This is a genomic window from Calothrix sp. NIES-2100 (assembly GCF_963875285.1).
In the GTDB taxonomy this organism is placed as follows: Bacteria; Cyanobacteriota; Cyanobacteriia; order Cyanobacteriales; family Nostocaceae; genus Aulosira.
This window is the reverse complement of the sequence record NZ_CAWNLA010000001.1, coordinates 806,373-828,579: the sequence shown is the minus strand read 5'-3', so window position 1 is coordinate 828,579 and position 22,207 is coordinate 806,373. Positions and strand designations below refer to the sequence as shown.

The following is a 22,207-nucleotide window of genomic DNA, read 5'->3' as shown; positions in this document are numbered from 1 at the left end:
ACAATCAACTGCTAACTCCTTTCATCTGTCTTGGGGATCATTAAATAATTGCCTATTCTGTAACTTAACCTACTAATTGCCAAATTTTGTAGCTGAAAATACTAAAATTTGCTTTGGGATCAATTCTTCTCAAGACTGATTTAGGGAAAACCGCTAGAATCATAGAGAATATATAAATATTAAATAAATCTAAAAATACCTCTAATTAATGATTAATTAATTAATTTATGTAAATATTGCCGCAATGAAAATCGCCACTTGGAACGTTAATTCAATTCGCACTCGCCTAGAACAAGTAACTGATTGGTTAAGCCAAAATCCAGTTGATGTACTTTGCTTGCAAGAGACAAAAGTTATAGATCAAGATTTTCCGCGATCGCCTTTTGAAAATTTAGGCTATCAAGTTTACTGTTCAGGACAAAAAGCATACAACGGTGTAGCTTTAATCAGCCGCCAACCGCTGTTGGATGTAAGTACTGGGTTTACAGCCATCGTGCCCAATTTACAACCAGAATGGGACGAACAAAAACGGGTAATTACGGGAATTATTGAGAATGTGAGGATTGTCAACCTTTATGTCCCTAATGGTTCAGCTGTAGGTAGTGAAAAATACGAATATAAGCTGCGGTGGTTAACAGTATTGCGTGAGTATTTACAACTGCTACTAAAATCACAACCTGCTATCTGTGTATGTGGTGACTTTAATATTGCTTTAGAAGCCAAAGATATTCACGATCAAGTCAAAGCCGACAACCACATCATGGCATCAGAAGCAGAACGCCAAGCCCTACGGGATATATTGACACTAGGATTTGCTGATGCTTTTCGTAAATTTACTTCTGAAGGTGGAAATTACAGTTGGTGGGATTATCGCACCGCCGCCTTCCGGCGTAACTTAGGCTGGCGGATTGACCATCATTATCTAACACCAGTGTTGTATGAGCGGGCGACAAGTTGCATTATTGATGTTGCACCGAGGAAATTGACTCAACCAAGCGATCATACGCCGGTGATTGTGGAATTTTAATTGGGGTTGACTGTTGACTGTTGACGCTTGTACGGGCGGGTTCACAGATATCCTCGTGGATCAACAATGATCTAAATAAACCCGCCCCTACAGACGGTTGACTGTTGACGGTTGACTGTTGACGGTTGACTGTTCTACTTGTTTGCGGAAAATACCGAAATGAGTAAGCGTTAAGGCATTTTCAGTAAGCGTTAAGGCATTTTGCTTGCGGAAAACACCAAAATGAGTAAGCGTTAAGGCATTTTCAGTAAGCGTTAAGGCATTTTGAGTAAGCGTTTTGAATAAACGAGTAAGCATTATGGCATTTTGCTTACTAAATTGGCCTTGATATGTTTTTTTGATGAAGCGATCAACAGGGGCGATCGCCACAATTATCCTTAACTGAACCGTATTGCCTTTAAAATGTCATTACTCGTTTGAGCGAAGTAATCGCATCATCCTCTAGTTTTTGCGATTGCTTCCCTTCACCCTTCGCCCTGCCTCTGCATTTATTAAGATAGATAAAGCGTGACTTCTTCCTATAGTTAGTGTGAGGATATCTTGAGCATGATAACTAAGTCTATAAGTATGCTCATAGGCTAAAACACATCCAATTTGCATATCTCCATTTCATCACAATCTTCTAGGATGGGCATTTTGCCCACACAATTGATGCAATTTCCATGTGAAATAGCTGATTTCAGCTTTAAGCATTGATCAAGCACATAGCAAGCTTTCGAGAACAATCGAGACTGAAAATATTAATATAAGGTCATTTTATGATTCTAGTCACTGGAGCAACAGGGGGAATTGGTCGCAGAGTTGTGCGACTGTTACGCCAACAAGAGAAGCCAGTGCGGGCTTTTGTTCGCCTGTCTTCTCATTACAGCGAATTGGAACACCGAGGGGCGGAAATCTTTATCGGTGATTTACGCTGGGAAAAAGAGATTCAGCAAGCTTGTCGGGGTGTGGAATATATTATTAGCACTCACGGATCTGGGGGCGATGCCTTATCCTTAGATTATCGTGCCAATATTGAACTCATTGATCAAGCAAAAGTCAATGGAGTTAAACATTTTGTCTTCATTTCCGTACTGGGTGCAGATCGGGGGTATGAAGATGCGCCTGTATTCAAAGCTAAACGAGCAGTAGAGAAATATCTCGCAGCTAGTGGCGTGAATTACACTATTTTACGTCCGGCTGGATTAGCATCTAACTTGCTAACATTAGCAGAAAGGTTTCGTGAGACAGGGTTGTATCTACTGATTGGCGATCCCAAAAATCGGACTTCGATTGTCAGTACCGATGATTTAGCCAAGATAGTGGTGGATTCTTTGACAGTTGAAGGCGCACAAAACCAAACTTTAGCCGTAGGGGGGCCAGAAATTCTCTGGCGTGGGGATATTCCCCAAATTTTTGGACGCATCTTCAACAAAGAACCTATCGTAATTAATCCGCCCCTATTTGCTATTGATGGGTTACGGAGTGCCTTAGGTTTATTTGATACCCAAACACAACAAGCTTTGGGAACCTACCGGACTTTGCTCGCCAATGAATTTTTCTGCACAAAAGACGAAATCTCCAATTTAGAAAGAATTTTTGACTTTAAATTGGAAACTTTAGAAACCTTTGTGCGCCGTTATTTAGCAGTTTAAAAAAGTCACTATCATTGGTCATTATTCTTTACTACTCAAACTAATGACTAATGACCAATGACTAATGACAAAGGATAAAGGACAAATAACAAAAATTGTATGAAATATTCCCTAGTGGCGAATGCTACGCAAGCGCGTCAGACAAAACAGCGATTTGCTAAACCAGATGAACAACTATCTTATGAATTGGGTAAAGCAGTACAGGAATTACCACCGCTATACACGAGATTATTAGCGGGAACGATCAGCCTGATAGTATTTGGGGCGATCGCTTGGGCAAATTTTTCCGAAATCGATGAAGTAGCGATCGCCTCAGGGGAATTAATTGCATCTACACAAGTCAGGCCAGTCACATCCCTAGGTGGTGGGACAATTATGAAAATCAAAGTCAAAGAAGGCGATCGCGTCACCAAAAATCAAGTCTTAATTGAACGCGATCCCGACTTGAAACAAACTGATGTGAATCGACTGGCGAAAGCTACTAAATTGATTCAAGAAGACTTACAACGTTTAGATGCTGAACGGGTGGGAGTTAAAACTACTGGGACTGGATTACAAGATCAGCTGTTAAACTCCCGCCTAGGAGATTATCAAGCACGTCAAGCAGCAGCACAAGCCGAAGCAAATCGCCAACAAGCAATCATCGATCAAGCTAAAGTGCGACTCTCGCGGTTACAAGAAAACTTAGCCAGCGCCAAAAGTGCTTTTGTTAACGCCAAAACTAACTTAGTCAATGCCAAAAGCATCAGTTCTAAAATGGAAAGTAATTTGGCGATCGCTCAAAAAAGAGAACAAAGCCTGCGTACTCTTCTTTCTCCCGGTGCTGTACCGCGAGTCGATTATCTAGAAGCTCAAGAAAGATTAAATCGGGCTACTACAGATATTACCAGAGCCAAAGATGAAATAACTAATGCCGAGAATAAAATTCTCGAAGTTCAAGACAAAGTTACATCCTTAGAAAAAGATATTGCTGCTCAAACTCAAGAAATTCGCCAAGCCCAAGCAGCTTATCAAGCAGCGAGCAATCAAGCACAGCGTTTAGTATCAGAACGCCAAAGCGAAATTATCACCCAAATTAACAAGCGCAAAGAAGAATTGACTAACGTTGCTGGTCAATTAGAGCAAGCCAGAAAACAGGAAGACGAAGAAACTATTAAAGCGCCCTTTCCTGGCACAATTTACAAAATCAAAGCTACCAAAGGCCCAGTACAAGCTGGTGAAGAGTTACTTTCCATTTTACCAGAAGGGGAAGAAATGCTCCTAGAAGTCAAAGTTCGCAACCGCGATATTGGATTTATTCGCCAGGGGATGAAAGCCAAGGTAAAAATGGCAACTTTCCCCTTTCAGGAATTTGGTGTTATTAATGGCGAGGTTGTGCAAGTCAGTCCGAATGCAATTACCGATAAAGATTTAGGCTTAGTGTTTCCCACAAGAATTAAGTTAAACAAACACTCAATTAATGTCCGTGGTCAAGAAGTTGCCTTAAATCCCGGTATGGCAGCTAATGGGGAAATTGTCACGCGGAAAAAATCAGTTTTGACCTTTATTATGGAGCCTGTGACGCGACGGTTTAGCGAAGCATTTTCTGTGAGGTAGGTTTGGGATGTGCGATCGCTCTTTTGGAGGAATTAGGAAGAGCGATCGCTAATCAGGTATAGCTGTAGCCAGATAGATTAGGACATCAAGCTAAGATAAAACCCTAACAATAAAAGGCTTTCAAGTCTGTCAACAGTCAACAGTCAACAGCTATATTTATAATTGACGTTAAGATATAATTTGTTCTCATAAAAGTGTTTCTTGGATAACAAGCACAGATGTCTAAGATATCAGTAATCTCAGAACACATTGAAATTACTCCAGGTGTGTGTGGTGGTAAACCGCACATTGCTGGACACCGAATTAGAGTACAAGATATTATAATTTGGCACGAACGAATGGGGCTTTCCCCTGACGAAATCGTTTATCACTACCCTAGTATCACTTTAGCTGATGTCTATGCTGCCTTAGCCTATTACCACGATCATCGAGATGAAATCAGACAACAAATTGCACAAGGAGAAGCCTTTGTGAGAGAAATTCAGGCTCAAACTCCTTCAATTCTGCAACAGAAACTAAAGAATCTGGGAAATTATTGAGCCAGAAGAAATGAAAAATCAACTTGAATTTCTCTAATGTAAAAAATGCGATCGCACTCTTAATGAATAGAAAGAGCGATCGCTTGTCAGGTTGGTAATGTCTACCCCACGCTATTATTTTTATGATGGCTACCCTTAGACTTTTACTACCAAATCAAGTTTGACTTAAGTCCGAATAACATAATAGTTGTCTGCATCACTAGTTCCTGAGCTATTATTCCGAATAAAGTGTTTCTGGACATATCGCTTATCAAAATCTAAGGTACTCTGATTCCAACTCTGATCCCACACATAGAAGCCACGTACTTCATTCTCAGTTCCATAGCCTGCAAAAATTGCGGTGTGCTGTATCCAGGTGGTTTTTCCGTTGGCATTTTTAACGGGATTGTCGTAAGCACCATTTGGCCCTAAGAAAGTTGCAATGGCAGTACCCACAGCAACATTACCATTTGCCATGACATTAGCTCCTGCTTTCCAATGAGTGGTTAGCCAATAAGAGCTGGAACTGTTAATTCCTGTTGCATAAGCAACTAAATCCCAACATTGGGCACCAGCATAGTTATCGACATTAAAGGATTTACCATTCAACTCTCCGTTTCTAAGTTGCATTAACTTATCGGAAGTAGCCATTAAACCGGATGGTGGAGTCACTACTGGCGGTTGAGGTTGTACTGGTGTCACATCCTGCCGCACTAGATCGACTTCTCTACCTACGATATTATTATTAGTAATAATATTCACCCCATCACCTTTCATATCATCGGAATCGGTCAAATCTAGTTTTCTAAAAGTGCCATCTCCGTTAGCAAGATAAACTTTACCTGTACCATAAGCATCTGTCGCCCAATGACCTTTTTCTTGGCGGATAAAGTCTGTTTTACCGTCCCCGTTATAATCGCCAACAATCAGGTTGGTTAAGTCACCTTTCATATCATCAGAATCGGTCAAATCCATTTTTCTAAAAGTGCCATCTCCGTTAGCAAGATAAACTTTACCTGTACCATAAGCATCTGTTGCCCAATGACCTTTTTCTTGACGGATAAAGTCAGTTTTTCCGTCGCCGTTATAATCGCCAACAATCAGGTTGGTTAAGTCACCTTTCATATCATCAGAATCGGTCAAATCTAGTTTTCTAAAAGTGCCATCTCCATTAGAAAGGTAAACTTTACCTGTACCATAAGCATCTGTTGCCCAATGTCCTTTTTCTTGGCGGATAAAGTCAGTTTTCCCATCGCCGTTATAATCACCAACAATCAGGTTGGTTAAGTCACCTTTCATATCATCAGAATCGGTCAAATCTAGTTTTCTAAAAGTGCCATCCCCATTAGAAAGGTAAACTTTACCTGTACCATAAGCATCGGTTGCCCAATGTCCTTTTTCTTGGCGGATAAAGTCAGTTTTTCCGTCGCCGTTATAATCGCCAACAATCAGGTTAGTTAAGTCACCTTTCATATCATCTGAATCTGTCAAATCCAGTTTTCTAAAAGTGCCATCTCCGTTAGAAAGGTAAACTTTACCTGTACCATAAGCATCGGTTGCCCAAGCACCTTTTTCTTGGCGGATAAAGTCAGTTTTTCCGTCGCCGTTATAATCGCCAACAATCAGGTTAGTTAAGTCACCTTTCATATCATCTGAATCTGTCAAATCCAGTTTTCTAAAAGTGCCATCTCCGTTAGAAAGGTAAACTTTACCTGTACCATAAGCATCGGTTGCCCAAGCACCTTTTTCTTGGCGGATAAAGTCAGTTTTTCCGTCGCCGTTGAAGTCAACTTGAGTACCCAATGTAATAGCTTTGGATGTGAAGTTAGTGAAGCTAAAAGTACGCTCCACTACATTACTAGCTGCATTTGCTTTGTCATAAGCAACTGCCCACAGGCTGTAATTACCAGTCGCGAGATTTAAGCCACTCAACGACAGATTGTAGTTGAAACTTCCCCAGCGATTGTCTGTGGTAGAGGGTGTGACACTCACAACATCGATGACTTCCACAAAGGTACCATCAGCTTTCTTGATGCGGAAATCTACCTTGGAAATGTCTGTAGCACCGTTGCTATTGTAGACTAAGCCATTATTGATGCTCAGAGCATCTGTGGGTTTGAGGTTGGTGTTATTGAGGTTGAATTGTAAGCTATTGGGGGCGACGTTGTTAGTGAAGCTAAATGCACGTTCTACAACATTACTAGCTAAATTTGCTTTGTCATAAGCAACTGCCCACAGGCTGTAATTACCACTCGCCAAGTTTAAGCTACTCAACGACAACTCGTAATTGAAACTTCCCCAGCGCTTGTCGCTAGCAGGTGTGACACTGACAACATCTTTTACCTCCACGAAGGTACCATCAGCTTTCTTGATGCGGAAATCTACCTTGGAAATGTCAGTTGCACCGTTAGTATCGTAGACTAAGCCATTATTGATGCTCAGAGCATCTGTGGGTTTGAGGTTGGTGTTATTGAGGTTGAATTGTAAGCTATTGGGGGCGACGTTGTTAGTGAAGCTAAATGCACGTTCTACAACATTACTAGCTAAATTTGCTTTGTCATAAGCAACTGCCCACAGGCTGTAATTACCACTCGCCAAGTTTAAGCTACTCAACGACAACTCGTAATTGAAACTTCCCCAGCGCTTGTCGCTAGCAGGTGTGACACTGACAACATCTTTTACCTCCACGAAGGTACCATCAGCTTTCTTGATGCGGAAATCTACCTTGGAAATGTCAGTTGCACCGTTAGTATCGTAGACTAAGCCATTATTGATGCTCAGAGCATCTGTGGGTTTGAGGTTGGTGTTATTGAGGTTGAATTGTAAGTTAGTGGGGGCGACGTTGACTGGTTGAGCAGAAACGCCCAAATTATAGTTGGTGCTGCCGTTGACAGAGTAAACTTGAATGAAGTAAGTACCACTGTCTAAAGATGTCTTGATCGATTCAGCCGCTGTTCCAGTGGTATAACAACCAGTGATAATTTCACCTGTATCAACTACACTATTTAAGTTGTAATCTCGAATTAACCTTACATTTACATCAGCCAACAAATTATCGAGAGAGAGGCTGAAACTACTGCGACTACTAAGATTGAAGCGGTAGAAGTCGTTGGTATCTGACAAACCCACCCAGTCTTTTAAAGTTTGAGAGTTGGAATTTAAATTTAGATCAAAAGCTGTATTTAAAGTATTACCTGCAATATCAAAAGGCATAAATATCCCTGTATCAGTTGGTAAAAAAACACCCCTTAAAACTTTCTTAGTTAAAAGTTTTAGTAGGAAAATTCTCGGCAGAATATAATTGATTACATTCTGCGCTTGCTAATGCAGAAACAGCTAGGGTATACCTGCGTATTTTTTTATGAAGTGCTATTAAAGTTAGACAGATGATTATGAAAAAATATAAGTTAATGACTGTTTATTTGGATTGCTCCACTCTTGATTAAGTAGTCGTTGTCAAGACAGTAGAATTTCAGATGTAGTTGTGAATCAACCAGAAAAGTGGCTGGAAAAGGTTTTTCCAGCCACTTTGAACCAAAGTAGAAAATAAGTTTTAGTGAAAAAGTTATTTTTAGATTATTTTACAGAGATGCGATCGCGCAAGAAAATACCTTAATACCCCTGCGATCGGACTTTAGCGAACCTTTTGCGCAATTCAACCATTTACTTTGGGAATTGTTGCCGCATTTTTTCCATATCAGTCGCCTGGTCATTTGCGAGGCTGTTGTAGGTGTTGGTATTCAGATTGCTATCATAATAACGGTATTGTGACCAGATGTTTGCATTGCTGATACTGTCAAGACTTTGCGGTTGTGTGGAAGCGTTTGCGCTAAGATCTATAGTCTGGTCTGGTGCGTAGAAGCGGAGCGGCTTGTCTCCAGACATCGCGCTATTCTCTAAGTTAGAAACAGAAAATTTACTAGTATTTCCCGCTATCTCTGCAATAAAGTCATTGACTAACCAGCCAGCACTCAAGCCTGCATCTGGATTTGGGCCGCCATTGCCTGCGGTCTGTGTGATAATTTGACGTACTTGGGCATCAGTCAGGCTATGATTAGCACTGAGCATCAAAGCTACTACCCCGGCAACATGAGGAGCAGCCATAGATGTGCCACTATAATTAGCATACTGATCGCCTGGTACTGATGAGTAAATATTCACTCCCGGTGCTGTTACATAGGCGAGTTGACTGATTCCTGGTCGGTTAGAGAAGTCTGCAATCTGATTATTCTGATCCACTGCGCCCACAGCCAATCCCCACTGATTTGCATAGTTGGCGGGGTAGGATATGATTGGTAACCCATTATTACCAGCTGCCATTACAACTACTACACCTTTCTTACTGGCATATTCAATAGCTGATGCTAAAGAACTGTTAGGAAAATCGCTACCTAGGCTAAGATTAATGACATTAGCTCCTTGATTCACAGCATAATAAATACCTTTAGTAATAGAACTAAGGGAGCCTGAACCAGAATCATCGAGAACTTTCACGGGCATAATTTTGGAATTATAGGCAATTCCTGTCACACCAACACCATTATTTTCTCCCGCAATAGTCCCAGAAACATGAGTACCATGACCGTTTCTATCTATGGGGTCACTGGTGTTTTCTACAAAATTCCAACCGTGGCTATCATCAATGTAGCCGTTGCCATCATCATCTATGTTATTACCAGCAATTTCTTTAGTATTAGTCCAGATATTATTTTTTAAATCTAGATGATTATAGTCAACTCCAGTATCAATAACAGCGACAACAACATCCTGACCTGTGTATCCTCTAGCCCAAACTTCTGGGGCTTTTACCATGTCAAGATTCCAATTATTACCACCTAAATCGGCAACATCGGCAAAGGTATTTTGACCAATAGCTTTAGCAACTCCAGCTGCGGCATTCACTAAGCCATAACCAGTGGTAGAGTCATAACTAAGTGTACTCATAGTATCTCTACTATCGAGTTGTTGCACATCAGTATTATTCGCCCTAAAATCATTGATATTGGGGTCAAAACTACTATGACCACTGATATTTAAATTGTCGTCATTTTGAAAATTAAAATTATCTGCTGAGGAGACAGGATTAACATTTAGCCCGTTATCATTCAATGATTTTTTATGCGTGTAATCAATGGGCATAAGTAATTTCTCCTCAAAGATGACAATTTTTTTAGACAGCGGAAGTTTTTCAAACCTTTCTTACCAAAAGGTTTTGATTCAGGAATAAGTTACCATTGTCAATAATTACTATGAAATTAATTATAAAAATGACAATTTCATTACAAATGCTGTAACTAAAAGTGTGTTTTTTGTTTTTAAGGTTGAGGTGATGGGTGGGGAGTGAAGGTCGGGGAGACCCCGCCCCTACAGATTTGTCACGTTTTTTAAATAGGTATAAAAATATGAACTTATTCCTTAGACAAGATGATTTTAAATTTTATTCTTTCTTCTGCAATTTGCTTTATTTCAATAACTTCCATTAAACAGTAAAATGATACGACTAAAGATGAAAATTTATCCCGTCCATAGTGCCTATTTCTAATTACTTAAAAATTAAATCTAGGCGTTGTTGAGTAATATTCATGGCTTGGGGTGGGGAATTTTTACCTAATAATACAGATTCAATTGCCCTACCTAGGTTATCAGAAATGCGGGTGTAATTCGGAAAAATCGGACGCGATCGCCCAAATTTTGCTTGGTCTAAAAATACCTGAATTTGGGGGAATTTACGCATAAATTTTTGATATTTCCTACTTTTTCGGGATTGCAAATTTACAGGTAAATAGCCAGTTCCTAGGGCTAATTCTGTCTGAAATGCTTCACTAGCAGCATACTCAGCAAATTTAAAGGCGGCTTTTTGCTGTTGGGGTGTGGTTTTGAATAAGAACAAATTTTCACCGCCAATACTCGTAGCGGGATTTTGTTTAATGGGAATGGGAAAGACATCAAAATCTACACCACTTTCTTGGAATTCTCCCAAACTCCAGGGGCCAGTTACTTGCATTGCAACTTTACCGCTAACCAAGTTACTGACTTCATAACCTCTTTCTGGTTCGGATAAGGTAGCGGAACCGTCTGCAATTAAATCACGCCAGAATTGTAAAGCGGCGATCGCTCCTTGATTATCTTTTAAATTCACACCTGCGGCCTGCGGTGATTCACCACTCACTAATTCACCCCCACCACTCCACATAAATGGTAACCAGGTAAACACGGTAAATTCTCCTTTACCTAAAGGCAGAAGTATACCGTACTGATCAATTTTGCCATCGCCATTGCGATCGCGGGTTAATTTTTGCGCTACTTGTCGCAACTCTTCCCAAGTCCGGGGTAAATTCTCGATACCTGCGGCTTTAAACAAACTAGGACGATAAAAAACGCCGACATTATTTGTCGCAAAGGGAATTGACCAAATTTTGCCCTGATATTCCATTGATCCAAATAAAGTTGGGTCAATTTCGTCTTTAACTGGTGAATTTTCCAGCATCTCATCCACAGGGATTAAGGCATCAAGTTCCACTAATTGACCGGCGATCGTTGGGTTGTACCATAGTAAATCAGGTGGTGCATTGCCTACGACTGCTGCCAAAATTTTGGGCATTTGCTGATCCTGTTGCCCAACATAGAGTGATTCTACTTGAATATCCGGATGGGTTTGATTAAATTTATCTACTAGCCTTTGCAATACATCCCGATTGGGCGGTGGATTCACGCCTTGCCACAAGGTAACATGAATCACTTTTGCTTCTTCTCCCCGGCGGAGAATTGCTTGACATCCAGTGACAATTAATACGCCTACAAGCAGCACCAGCAGCCAGTATTTCAGGTAGGGTGAGAATTTTCTTCTTTGGCGCTGGGGATGGTGACGCGGCGAAAAAAAGTTGTACATGATGTTCATGAATCAGCAATTCAAGCAAAGCGATGTCTGATGACAAGCCGCTTCCCGTCTACGCCACCACTTTGGCATTTTCCGCGAGTGTTGCACAATCATCCAAGGTAAGGATTTTCACTGGTCATTGGTCATTGGTCATTGGTCATTGGTCATTAGTCATTGGTCATTTGACTTTGGGCTATTGACTATTGACTCTTTCTCAAACTACCTTTGCATTTCGGTTATATCTTAATCTGGAAATGCAGTGTAGATAAAGTTCAGGTTATGGCAGGACATAGTAAATGGGCAAATATTAAGCGCCAAAAGGCTGTGGTGGATGCAAAAAGGGCAAAGACCTTTACCCAGCTGTCAAGGGCGATTATTGTTGCGGCTAGAAGCGGTATACCAGATCCAGCGGGAAATTTTCAACTGCGCACAGCAATTGATAAGGCTAAAGCGGCGGGAATTCCCAATGATAATATTGAACGGGCGATCGCTAAAGGTGCAGGCACATTTGGTGGTGATAATGCTAGTTTTGAAGCTATTCGTTACGAAGGTTACGGGCCTGGTGGTGTCGCAATTTTAATTGAAGCCCTGACAGATAACCGCAATCGTACTGCTGCTGATTTACGTGTTGCTTTTAGTAAGAATGGTGGGAATCTGGGTGAAACTGGTTGTGTTAGTTGGATGTTTGAACAAAAAGGTGTTTGTACAGTCCAGGGAGTAGTTGATGAAGAACAGCTTTTAGAAGCATCTTTAGAAGGTGGAGCTGAGTCTTACGAAATGGCTGAGGATGAGATGGCGGAAGTATTGAGTGAAGTAGAAAATTTAGAGATTCTCAATAAAACCCTCAACGAAAAAGGCTTTGAGGTAACTGATACAGAATTGCGGTGGATTCCTAGCAATACTGTGGAAGTTACCGATCCCGATCAAGCGCGATCGCTTCTCAAATTAATTGATACCTTAGAAGGTTTGGATGATGTTCAAAATGTTACATCCAACTTGGAAATGGCAGAAAGTCTGATGGCTTTGAGTATTGTTTAGATTGACATGTATAATTTGTTGTCTAATATACATCTGGTGACAATAGACATACAAATTTCATAGAATTTACAAACCAATGAAATACGGCTATGGGATGCTGGGAATGTTAAGGCTGTATGGAGTTACCATAAATTATTTAGTCACAGCCTGATTTTTAGACCTAATATTTTCTTGCCCCTGTAGCCGGTTCTCAAGTTTCGGTGTTTTAGCTGTCACAATCTTTTGAACTCCCAAGTTTGGTACTCCAGATGATATACCGACGAAAAGAAACAATTTGCCCAGAGAAAAATATAGAAATCTACACAGAAAGTTTATATAACTCATAAAACAATTACACGCTTTTTTGCCATACTATAAGGGTCTACTATTGAATGCTCTGAAAAATCTCAAACAGAAAAGTTAGCCTTAACTCCTAAGTCTGGCTCTGTTGATAGCTGTACTTACCGTAGACCTATGTGATAACCAGCTCTTTGAGGTGACTATACAGCAGCCTTCCCCAAGAAACAATGACTGCTAATTTCTACATTTTATAGTAGATAATCAATTAATTTTTTGATTTTCCCGTAACTACACACTATACCATTTAAACCCGCTGCCTCTGGCAGTGGGTTTTTTATATTGTTAATTGATGAAAAAGTGTGCAATTAAAGAAATAGTGTTGACTGTTGACTGTTGACTGTTGACTGTTGACTGATAAAGGATAAAGTTAAATTGAATTTAACAGCAAAATTTATCTGAAAAATATACATAAAAAATTCATGTCAGAAACAAATCACTGACATATAAATTTAGGATAGTTAAATCGTTGGTTCTTTCACTAAACAAATCATCAGGTTATCATGAATAAATTAGCTAAAGGTTTACTTCTGGCGTTAGCGATCGCTACCCCTGTAGCTATTTATGCATCTGTTTTTCAAGCTGAAGCTGCTACTATATATAAGACTCATCATGCAGCAACAAACAAAGCTAATGGTGGCAAAATAGTTAAGCATAAACATCTCAAGCATCATACCAAACGCTCTGCTAGTTCAGCAGTAAATAAAAAGTAAGCTATTGCATTTAAATTTATACTACCAAAGCAGTGATTAACTTGGTTATCAATAGTTGATTTTAGCTTTGTCTCCTAGTTTTTTTATCTATCTTTGCTCAAGATCACAAAATCAAACCTCGCTGCGTTCCTCAGTAATCGGCGAGGTTTTTTCTCGTGTAAATCGGTTAACTTGCTTGAGACTGAGCGATCGCGCAAAATATCAGATTATTTCTACCCTGCCTTCTGTACTTCCTGTGCTAACACAGTGATGGGATATTTTTTAGTTGCCAGAATTTTGTAAACAGCTACGCAAATTGGGAGTTAAACATAATAATACGGATTTAACATGAGAAGAGCCGATGCAATACGGTTCGGATAAGCAATTTTTATCTCCCTTTGGGGAAAGGGAAAAGGTTAAGGGGTAAGGGGGAAAGGTTTGAATGGGCCCTTTTCCCTTTCTCCCTTAACCGAACCGTATTGACATCCGATGGATGAAGTCGTTAGATTACAAGCCTTTACTGCAATACCTTGTTATATTTTTATAAAAAAAATCCTGAGAAATTAAATAAAACTGTTATTTAAATAGTGGAGATACTAAATTGTACCTAAATAAATATAATCATCCGGCGATGCAGCAAAGCCTGAATTTGGAAACGGATTCCACAGCAACCAGGCAAAATCAACCTGTGGCGGCAATTTTAGAGCAACCATTGCCGTTGATTGCAAATATCGTTAATGACGTTGAAGATTGTCAAAATTGGCTGAGTGTTCATCAGCTTTGGGGAAAATTGCCTCTACAAGCAATACAGGCGATCGCTCAATCATTCGATTGCTTTAGCGTCGAACCCAAAACGCTGATCTATCAGGAGGGGCAGACCCCTATAGGGATGTATCTTCTAAAGTCGGGAAAGGTGGAGATTTTCCGACAATCGTTGATTGGTCACTTGCTAATTCGCTACCGGAATCCGGGTGAATTATTTGGTTATACGCTGATCGCTAATGGCGTAGAAGGAACATATCAAACCAATGCGATCGCGCTGACAAAAAGCGAAATTTTGTTTTTACCGAAAGCCGCATTTCAAGCGCTGATTGCGGAATACCCTGCAATTGAACAGATAATTCATTCCCAGCTCTCCCATGATTTGTATGAGTATACCACTCGCATTGCCTGGGAACAGGAGCGGATTCAAGCTTTACAGTCCTATATCCAGCCATTACCAAGCAAAACAAGCATTATTGGCAGTAGTAAAGCTGCACAAAAACTGACAGAACAGATTAATCAAGCAGCCGCAAATCTCCAGCCTGTGGTGTTGCAAGGGCAAGCAGGTACAGGTAAAACATTTGTAGCAGGTTTGATTCATGCAGGCTCCGAACTAGCATCCCAACCCTTTGCGGAAATGGACTGTGCGGCGCTACTGCGTGCAGAAGATGGTCGGTTGAATACGGATGTGTTGTTTGGTAGGGTAGGACAGCAAAGGGGGATTCTGGAACTGTTAGAGCGGGGAACCCTGGTATTAGATAATGTGCAGGTGTTGAGTCAGGGCGATCGCTCTCGCTTAATTCACTACCTAAAAACCGGATTAATTCTGCCAAACCAAGGTATTTTGGGCAAAATTAATTCTGCTACTGAACCTGCACCACCAATTCAATCTTCTGTGCGCCTCATCTTGGCATCGCCTAACAAACTAGAATTGCCTGATATTCAAGCCATTACTATCAAGCTTTTTACTCTACCCCAACGGAAAGCCGACATTCCCGATTTTGCCCGCTACTTTTTGAAGCAGTTTTGCTGTGAACAGAATCGCCCCTTGTTACAACTAGATCAATCCGATCTCCGTCGTCTGATTAGCTACGACTACCCCGGAAACCTGACAGAACTGGCAGAGATTTTGCACAGAGCCGTGATGATGACACCATCAGGGCATTCGGTGATACCAGAACAAGCATTATGGTCAGTAGAATCAACTAAAAACGCCTTTCGGCTGGATCTGTTGACTCATATACCCTGGTTGCGGCAAATATTGCTGAGTCGCTGGTATCCCAAGGGTATCTGGGTAATCATGATGGCTGTTTTTGTACCTGTGACAGTGCTGGGTTTCATTGGCCCCCAAAATCAGGATAGCAGTATCACCTTAAATTTGTTTTGGGCGTGGTGGTGGCCTGGTTATTTGTTTCTGTTTGCCTTTGTGGGTAGGCTTTGGTGTGCCGTCTGTCCATTTATGATTACCGGAGCCGTCATCAGGCGCATTTCTCTGTGGCTATTTCCACGTCAGCAACTCACCTGGAATAGCAAATGGTTGAACCGTTGGGGAGGCTGGATTGTATTCGCTGGCTTTGTGGCTATTTACCTGTGGGAAAAACTCTGGGACTTACCACACCATGCCTATTTGTCTGCTTGGTTGCTGTTGACAATCACCGCCGGAGCGACAATTTTCAGCTTAATTTACGAGCGGCGATTATGGTGTCGGTATCTTTGCCCGATTGGTGGGATGAATGGTTTGTTTGCCAAACTGTCGATAGTTGAGTTGCGATCGGCTCAACAGGTGTGTGGCAGTCAGTGCAGTACCTTTGGCTGCTATAAGGGGACAACGCCAACTCCCATCACCTTTGCTGAAGCCTTGCCCAGCGAAGGACAGGAAACGGGGGGATGTCCGCTGTATTTACATCCGGCGCAATTGCAGGACAACCGGGATTGTATGCTGTGTATGACTTGCTTAAAAGGCTGTCCCAATCGCTCGGCACAATTGAATTTGCGGTTCCCAGCTTCGGATTTGCTCGATAATCACAAGGGATTTTGGGCAGAAGTTGCCCTTTTGTTGCTGCTATTGGGTGGTGTGTTCATGCATCATGGGCAGAAGATTCTCGGATGGTTGGGATTTGGTTCTGTTCCTCTGGATGCGGATCATTTGCTGCTTAGCATTCCCATTGTGCTTGTGCTTCTGAGTATTCCCGCCGTGTTGACTTATTTAACTCATGCGATCGCTCGTTTTTTCGATTCTCAGCAACCAGACTATCTCACTGTTATTTATGCCTATCTGCCCTTAACCCTAGCAGCTAATCTCACTCATTACATTCCGGCGGCTATGACTCAAGCCGGGCAAATTCTCCCAGTTTTAGCAAGGACGCTAGGTTATAGCGGTGCAGGCTTACCCACCCTCACCTGGAGTTTAGATGTGGCGCAATTTCTGCAAGGCGTAACCCTACTTTCGGTAATGGTGTTTACTCCCTATCCACTGCTGCGGATTACCAAGCGATCGCTCTTGAACAACCTGCCACATTTGTTGCTGATGTTGGGTTTTACAGCATTCTTTTTTGAGTTGATGATCTAACTTGCTCTAAATTGCGCGATCGCGTCAAAATAATAGTTAAGATGCTGTAATTTCTCTTAACAATGCCCCTAACACAGCTTTTGCAAACCCTACCTTCTCCCCAAACAGCCACAGACAAGGGGGGATATGATTATGATTTGGTGATTGTCGGCGGCGGGATTATTGGCTTAACCCTAGCCTCAGCTTTAAAAGATTCCGGCTTGAAGATACTGCTGGTAGAAGCCAAAGTAGCATCAGCCGCAGTCGCCAAAGGCCAAGCCTACGCCATTCACATGCTTTCAGCGCTAATTTACCAAGGAATTGGGATTTGGGACAAAATGTTGCCGCAAATCGCCAAATATCACCATGTACGCCTATCTGATGCCGATTATTCTGAGGTTGTGGAATTTAACACAGCAGATTTAGGCACACCAGAATTAGGTTATGTGGCAGAACACCAAGCACTGTTACAGCCATTACAAGAATTTGTCCGTGATTGTACGAATGTAACTTATTTATGTCCCGCAGAGGTAGTGAAAACAGAGTACCAACAGGACATAGTTGCCATAGATATCAAAGTGGCAGAACACACAAGGACAGTACGGAGTAAATTATTAGTAGCCGCAGACGGAGCGCGATCGCCAATTCGCCAAGGCGCGGGAATTAAAACTCACGGCTGGAAGTATTGGCAATCCTGTATTGTCGCCTTTGTTAAACCAGAAAAACCCCACAACAATACAGCCTACGAAAAATTTTGGACTAGCGGGCCATTCGCGATTTTACCTTTACCGGGGAACCGTTGCCGCATCGTTTGGACAGCCCCCCATGAAGAAGCCAAAGCCTTATGTGAGTTGGGTGACGAGCAATTTTTAACAGAACTCAGCCGCCGCTTTGGTAATCACATGGGTAAATTGGAATTACTAGGCGATCGCTTTATTTTTCCCGTCCAACTCATGCAAAGCGATCGCTATGTCTTACCGAGATTAGCATTAATTGGCGATGCAGCCCACAATTGCCATCCGGTTGGCGGACAAGGCTTAAATTTAGGTATTCGCGATGCAGCCGCATTGGCGCAAGTAATCCAAACAGCCAACGCCAAAGGTAAAGATATTGGTAACATCCAAATCCTCAAACGCTATGAACGCTGGCGTCAGCGAGAAAACTTAACAATATTGGGATTCACCGATTTGTTAGATCGGATGTTTTCTAATAATTTCTTACCCTTATTGCTGGTTCGTCGTCTAGGTTTATGGATCATGCGCCGAGTGCCTCTGCTTAAAATCTATACTCTCAAATTGATGATTGGGTTAAAAGGGCAAACTCCAGAACTGGCAAAAAGGTGAATTTGTCATTTGTCATTTGTCATTTGTCATTTGTCATTTGTCATTTGTCCCCCCTGCCCAATGCCCAATGCCCAATGCCCCATGCCCAATGCCCACTCGCCCTAGAAAAAATGAAAAAATCGCAACACTTACCGCTAGTAATGCTAAAGTTTCAAGAAATTCATCTGAAATTTTCAGCGGGTATTCATGCTGAAGCAGCTTAAAAAAAATCCAGTTCCGATCATTGCTGGTGCAGGACTATGTGCCTTTTTAGCTGGGGCAATGGTTTCAGCGCCGCAGATTGGAAAGTCCGTGGGACAATGGCTAAAACAGGGTAATAATCCAACAGAGCAGATATCGGAGGCTAGTAAAGCTAAGTCCGCCGTATATCCACTGGTGTCACAATCTCTACCAGAAAGAGCCGCAAAATTAGCAGATATCGTCCAAAATTCCCGAACGCTAGACAGAGAACGCGCTCGTTATCTGTTAGCTAGCGATTACATTGAAAGGACTCAAGGGAAAAAAGCGCTGGTTTTACTAGATGGACTAGAAAAAGATTATCCCATCCTTGCGCCTTACATTCTGCTGAAACAGGCTCAAGCCCAAGATATGTTAGGTGAAAGTGGTAAAGCCTCGGATTTGCGGCAGAAAGTGCTGAAACAGTATCCCAAAACCGCAGCCGCAGTGAAAGCTATTTATCTAATTGCGCAACCGAAGCAACAGGATATAGCGATCGCTCAATTTCCCACCCATCCCCTAACCTGGGAAATCATCAAAAAACGCCTGCAAGAAAATCCCAATCAGCCGCAATTGCAGTTAATTTTGGCAAAATACGCTGCCGATCAACCAGGAACAGTAGGCGTGTTGGATGCGCTAACCCAGGAGTCAACTCTCAAACCGGAAGATTGGGAAATCATTGCTACAGCCTATTGGACAAACAACTTATTTGACAAAGCAGCAAATGCTTATGCCAAAGCACCCAAAACAGCACTAAATCTCTACCGTACTGGACGCGGTTTGCAAGTTACAGGTAAACAGAAGGAGACAGCGATCGCTAGTTATAAACAACTGGTGCAGCAATTTCCCGAAGCCGAAGAAACTGGAACTGGCTTACTGCGTTTAGCCGAAATGGTACAAACTCGTAAAGATGCTTTGCCTTATCTTGATCAAGCGATCGCCAAATTTCCGCAAGTAGCTGGTAAGGCAGTAGTAGAAAAAGCCAAAATTTACAAAGCGCTCAATGATAATAAATCAGCCGCTCAGGCATGGCAAGTACTGATAGCCAAATATGGCAATTCTGACGAAGCCGCAGAATACCGTTGGAAAATCGCCCAAGAAAAAGCCAAAGCCAAAGATTATGTCGGTGCATGGCAATGGGCAGAACCAATTACCACCAACAATCCCACCAGTATTTTGGCTCCTAGAGCAGGTTTTTGGGTAGGTAAATGGGCCACCCAGCTAGGGAAACAGCAAGAAGCGAAAACCGCTTATGAATATGTTCTTAGCCAGTTTCCTTACTCATACTATGCATGGCGATCGGCAGCAATTCTCGGGCTGAATGTCGGTAACTTTAGTACCGTCCGCCAAATGAACCCAGAAGTAGTTGCACCCCAGCGTCCCGTACCTACTGCCGGTTCGGAAACATTTAAAGAATTGTATCTTTTAGGACAAGACAGAGACGCTTGGTTGCAATGGGAGACAGAATTTATCAATAAAGCCCAGCCTAGCGTAGCAGAACAATTTACCGAAGGCTTGATGCAGCTAGCGAGAGGGGAAAATAAAATCGGAATTGACACAATTTCTAAATTAGAAGACCGAGAAACCCCAGAAGAACAAGCCGAATATCAAACTCTTAGCCAACAGAGTATTTACTGGCAAGCCCGTTATCCCTTTCCTTATTTGCAAGAGATTGAAAAATGGTCTAAAGAACGCCAAATCAATCCCTTGCTAGTCACTGCTTTGATTCGTCAAGAATCGCGCTTTGAATCTAAAGCCAAATCCATCGCCGATGCTATGGGCTTAATGCAAGTTTTACCAAGCACAGCTAAATGGATCGCCCCACAAATCAAAGTTGATAGCAAAACAATCAAGCTAGATGATCCTAACGACAATATCATGCTAGGAACTTGGTATTTGGATCATACCCATCAGCAATATAGCAATAACTCCCTGTTAGCGATCGCTAGTTACAACGCTGGCCCTGGTAACGTATCCAAATGGCTGCAAACTATGCCAACACAAGATCCAGATGAATTTGTCGAGAACATCCCCTTTGATGAAACCAAAAATTACGTGCGTCAAGTATTAGGCAACTATTGGAATTATTTGCGGCTATATAACCCAGAAATTTCCGAATTAGTTGGAAAATACTCAACTACCCATCCCAAATTGCCAGCGCAGTGATTGATTGGGGGATGGGGAATTGGGCATGGGGCATGGGGCATGGGGCAAATGCGTAGGCGTAGCCCGCCGCAGGCATCGCCGAAATAGCAATTGGGTTTCCCGAAATAGCTTTTGGGATCGCCCAAATAGCAATTGGGTTTCCCGAAATAGCAATTGGGTTTCCCGAAATAGCTTTTGGGTTTCCCGAAATAGCTTTTGCGATCGCCCAAATAGTAATTGGGTTTCCCGAAATAGCTTTTGCGATCGCCGAAATAGCAATTGGGTTTCCCGAAATAGCTTTTGTGATCGCCGAAATAGCAATTGGGTTTCCCGAAATAGCTTTTGTGATCGCCGAAATAGCAATTGGGTTTCCCGAAATAGCAAATGGGTTTCCTAAAATAGCAATTGAAGCTACAAAGCAGAATTAGCAAAAAACTCAATCCCAATGCCCAATGCCCAATGCCCCATACCCCATGCCCAATGCCCAGTAAAATAGTTAGCAAATGTTGCCTAATCGCTGAATCATGACGCCACAAAATTTAGATACCCAAGCGCAGTCCAATTCATCGGGTGAATACTCAGATCCATCTGCTACAACTTCTCCTGATATGGAAGTGGAAGAAGATGGCGACACTGAGGGTGATCCCCTTGATGAGTTACCTGATGAAGTGGAAATGTCTTTTTTTGACCACTTAGAGGAGTTGCGACAACGGATTTTTTATGTCCTAATTGCTGCTGTTGTAGGTATTGTCGGCTGCTTTTTCTACGTCAGGCCGATTGTTCAGCTATTAGAAGTCCCCGCACAAGGAGTAAAATTTCTCCAATTAGCACCTGGAGAATATTTCTTTGTTTCTTTTAAAGTCGCCGCCTACAGTGGTTTATTGCTGTCTACCCCCTTCATTCTTTATCAAATTATTCAATTCGTTCTTCCCGGACTCACTCGCCGCGAACGCCGCTTATTAGGGCCTGTAGTTTTAGGGTCGAGTTTGCTGTTTGTGGCAGGTTTAGTATTTGCATATTTTCTTCTCATCCCCGCAGCTTTGAAGTTTTTTATCAGCTACGGTGCAGATGTAGTAGAACAACTTTGGTCAATTGAAAAGTATTTTGAATTTGTGTTGTTGCTGTTATTTAGCACAGGTTTAGCATTTCAAATTCCGGTGATTCAACTATTACTGGGTGTTTTGGGAATTGTATCTTCAAAACAAATGTTTTCTGGTTGGCGTTACGTAATTATGGGTGCAGTAGTTTTAGGTGCTGTCCTCACACCTTCCACTGACCCCCTTACCCAAAGTCTTTTAGCAGGTGCAGTTTTAGGACTTTATTTTGGTGGGATTGGTTTAGTCAAGTTAATAGGTAAGTGAATTGGGGCATGGGGTATGGTAAGGGGGACAAGGAAGACAAGGAGAGAAGTCTGAGCGGAGGCTTCCTCCGATCAGAACTTCGGAGGGACAAGGGGGACAAGGGGGACAACTGAC

The 22,207-nt window shown here is 42.0% G+C and carries 17 protein-coding genes; 12 read left to right on the top strand and 5 right to left on the bottom strand.

Annotated elements, in window-relative coordinates; all coding sequences use genetic code 11:
• Positions 1–244: 244 nt before the first annotated feature.
• The gene (xth, locus tag AACU32_RS03320; protein WP_096597841.1) at positions 245–1,027 is read left to right on the top strand and encodes an exodeoxyribonuclease III; all 783 of its coding nucleotides are present in this window, start codon (positions 245–247) and stop codon (positions 1,025–1,027) included.
• Positions 1,028–1,114: 87 nt separating this feature from the next.
• Here the strand turns inward: xth and AACU32_RS03315 are convergent, their stop codons facing one another.
• Entirely contained in the window at positions 1,115–1,396 is a 282-nt protein-coding gene (locus AACU32_RS03315) for a hypothetical protein (RefSeq protein ID WP_096597839.1), read from the bottom strand.
• Positions 1,397–1,785: 389 nt separating this feature from the next.
• On the opposite strand from AACU32_RS03315, the gene AACU32_RS03310 reads away from it, so the two are divergent.
• The 3 genes from AACU32_RS03310 to AACU32_RS03300 all read left to right on the top strand — a co-directional run bounded on the left by AACU32_RS03310 (position 1,786) and on the right by AACU32_RS03300 (position 4,796).
• The gene (locus AACU32_RS03310; RefSeq protein ID WP_096597837.1) at positions 1,786–2,661 is read left to right on the top strand and encodes an SDR family oxidoreductase; all 876 of its coding nucleotides are present in this window, start codon (positions 1,786–1,788) and stop codon (positions 2,659–2,661) included.
• A 99-nt stretch (positions 2,662–2,760) separates the two neighbouring features.
• Positions 2,761–4,257 (top strand): HlyD family efflux transporter periplasmic adaptor subunit, encoded by a 1,497-nt coding sequence (locus AACU32_RS03305; RefSeq protein ID WP_096597835.1) that lies wholly within the window; start codon positions 2,761–2,763, stop codon positions 4,255–4,257.
• 218 nt (positions 4,258–4,475) lie between these two features.
• Entirely contained in the window at positions 4,476–4,796 is a 321-nt protein-coding gene (locus AACU32_RS03300) for a DUF433 domain-containing protein (protein WP_096597833.1), read from the top strand.
• Between the two features lie 165 nt (positions 4,797–4,961).
• Here AACU32_RS03300 and AACU32_RS03295 read toward each other — a convergent pair whose 3' ends face one another.
• From AACU32_RS03295 to AACU32_RS03285, 3 genes are all read right to left on the bottom strand, one after another.
• Positions 4,962–7,988 carry a BPSL0067 family protein gene (locus AACU32_RS03295; protein ID WP_096597831.1) on the bottom strand — a complete coding sequence of 1,009 codons (3,027 nt, stop codon included), beginning with the start codon at positions 7,986–7,988 and terminating at the stop codon, positions 4,962–4,964.
• 450 nt (positions 7,989–8,438) lie between these two features.
• A complete protein-coding gene (locus AACU32_RS03290) occupies positions 8,439–9,914 on the bottom strand; it encodes a S8 family peptidase (protein ID WP_096597829.1) in 1,476 nt (491 codons plus the stop codon).
• Between the two features lie 403 nt (positions 9,915–10,317).
• On the bottom strand, positions 10,318–11,664 hold the full coding sequence (locus tag AACU32_RS03285; RefSeq protein WP_096597827.1) for an extracellular solute-binding protein: 1,347 nt from the start codon (positions 11,662–11,664) through the stop codon (positions 10,318–10,320).
• A 32-nt stretch (positions 11,665–11,696) separates the two neighbouring features.
• Between AACU32_RS03285 and AACU32_RS03280 the strand changes: the two genes are divergently transcribed.
• The 7 genes from AACU32_RS03280 (at position 11,697) to AACU32_RS03250 (ending at position 20,753) form a co-directional block, all read left to right on the top strand.
• Positions 11,697–11,852 (top strand): hypothetical protein, encoded by a 156-nt coding sequence (locus AACU32_RS03280; protein ID WP_339377462.1) that lies wholly within the window; start codon positions 11,697–11,699, stop codon positions 11,850–11,852.
• 79 nt (positions 11,853–11,931) lie between these two features.
• Positions 11,932–12,690, top strand: coding sequence for a YebC/PmpR family DNA-binding transcriptional regulator (locus AACU32_RS03275; protein ID WP_096597825.1), 759 nt, complete (start codon positions 11,932–11,934; stop codon positions 12,688–12,690).
• Positions 12,691–13,529: 839 nt separating this feature from the next.
• On the top strand, positions 13,530–13,739 hold the full coding sequence (locus AACU32_RS03270; protein ID WP_096597821.1) for a hypothetical protein: 210 nt from the start codon (positions 13,530–13,532) through the stop codon (positions 13,737–13,739).
• Positions 13,740–14,319: 580 nt separating this feature from the next.
• Positions 14,320–17,049: a sigma 54-interacting transcriptional regulator gene (locus AACU32_RS03265; protein ID WP_339377460.1), complete on the top strand. Its 2,730-nt coding sequence runs from the start codon at positions 14,320–14,322 to the stop codon at positions 17,047–17,049.
• Positions 17,050–17,111: 62 nt separating this feature from the next.
• Positions 17,112–18,371 carry an FAD-dependent hydroxylase gene (locus AACU32_RS03260; RefSeq protein ID WP_096597819.1) on the top strand — a complete coding sequence of 420 codons (1,260 nt, stop codon included), beginning with the start codon at positions 17,112–17,114 and terminating at the stop codon, positions 18,369–18,371.
• Positions 18,372–18,445: 74 nt separating this feature from the next.
• Positions 18,446–18,574, top strand: a complete 129-nt coding sequence (locus tag AACU32_RS03255; RefSeq protein ID WP_339377459.1) for a hypothetical protein — start codon at positions 18,446–18,448, stop codon at positions 18,572–18,574.
• Complete coding sequence (locus tag AACU32_RS03250) at positions 18,558–20,753, top strand: lytic transglycosylase domain-containing protein (protein ID WP_096597817.1); 2,196 nt, start codon at positions 18,558–18,560, stop codon at positions 20,751–20,753. The genes AACU32_RS03255 and AACU32_RS03250 overlap by 17 nt, the downstream gene beginning before the upstream one ends.
• Here AACU32_RS03250 and AACU32_RS03245 read toward each other — a convergent pair.
• Positions 20,721–21,116, bottom strand: a complete 396-nt coding sequence (locus AACU32_RS03245; protein ID WP_339377458.1) for a hypothetical protein — start codon at positions 21,114–21,116, stop codon at positions 20,721–20,723. The genes AACU32_RS03250 and AACU32_RS03245 overlap by 33 nt on opposite strands.
• A gap of 224 nt (positions 21,117–21,340) precedes the next feature.
• Between AACU32_RS03245 and tatC the strand changes: the two genes are divergently transcribed.
• Positions 21,341–22,093: a twin-arginine translocase subunit TatC gene (tatC, locus tag AACU32_RS03240; protein ID WP_339378669.1), complete on the top strand. Its 753-nt coding sequence runs from the start codon at positions 21,341–21,343 to the stop codon at positions 22,091–22,093.
• Positions 22,094–22,207 lie beyond the last annotated feature (114 nt).

Bases quoted from the DNA above. Each gene is read 5' to 3' on its own strand.
- tatC (WP_339378669.1), top strand. From the start codon at position 21,341: ATGGAAGTGGAAGAAGATGGCGACACTGAGGGTGATCCCCTTGATGAG.
- xth (WP_096597841.1), top strand. From the start codon at position 245: ATGAAAATCGCCACTTGGAACGTTAATTCAATTCGCACTCGCCTAGAA.
- AACU32_RS03290 (WP_096597829.1), bottom strand. From the start codon at position 9,914: ATGCCCATTGATTACACGCATAAAAAATCATTGAATGATAACGGGCTA.
- AACU32_RS03270 (WP_096597821.1), top strand. From the start codon at position 13,530: ATGAATAAATTAGCTAAAGGTTTACTTCTGGCGTTAGCGATCGCTACC.
- AACU32_RS03280 (WP_339377462.1), top strand. From the start codon at position 11,697: ATGTCTGATGACAAGCCGCTTCCCGTCTACGCCACCACTTTGGCATTT.
- AACU32_RS03260 (WP_096597819.1), top strand. From the start codon at position 17,112: ATGCCCCTAACACAGCTTTTGCAAACCCTACCTTCTCCCCAAACAGCC.
- AACU32_RS03275 (WP_096597825.1), top strand. From the start codon at position 11,932: ATGGCAGGACATAGTAAATGGGCAAATATTAAGCGCCAAAAGGCTGTG.
- AACU32_RS03295 (WP_096597831.1), bottom strand. From the start codon at position 7,988: ATGCCTTTTGATATTGCAGGTAATACTTTAAATACAGCTTTTGATCTA.
- AACU32_RS03300 (WP_096597833.1), top strand. From the start codon at position 4,476: ATGTCTAAGATATCAGTAATCTCAGAACACATTGAAATTACTCCAGGT.
- AACU32_RS03305 (WP_096597835.1), top strand. From the start codon at position 2,761: ATGAAATATTCCCTAGTGGCGAATGCTACGCAAGCGCGTCAGACAAAA.
- AACU32_RS03255 (WP_339377459.1), top strand. From the start codon at position 18,446: ATGCCCCATGCCCAATGCCCACTCGCCCTAGAAAAAATGAAAAAATCG.
- AACU32_RS03310 (WP_096597837.1), top strand. From the start codon at position 1,786: ATGATTCTAGTCACTGGAGCAACAGGGGGAATTGGTCGCAGAGTTGTG.
- AACU32_RS03285 (WP_096597827.1), bottom strand. From the start codon at position 11,664: ATGTACAACTTTTTTTCGCCGCGTCACCATCCCCAGCGCCAAAGAAGA.
- AACU32_RS03250 (WP_096597817.1), top strand. From the start codon at position 18,558: ATGCTGAAGCAGCTTAAAAAAAATCCAGTTCCGATCATTGCTGGTGCA.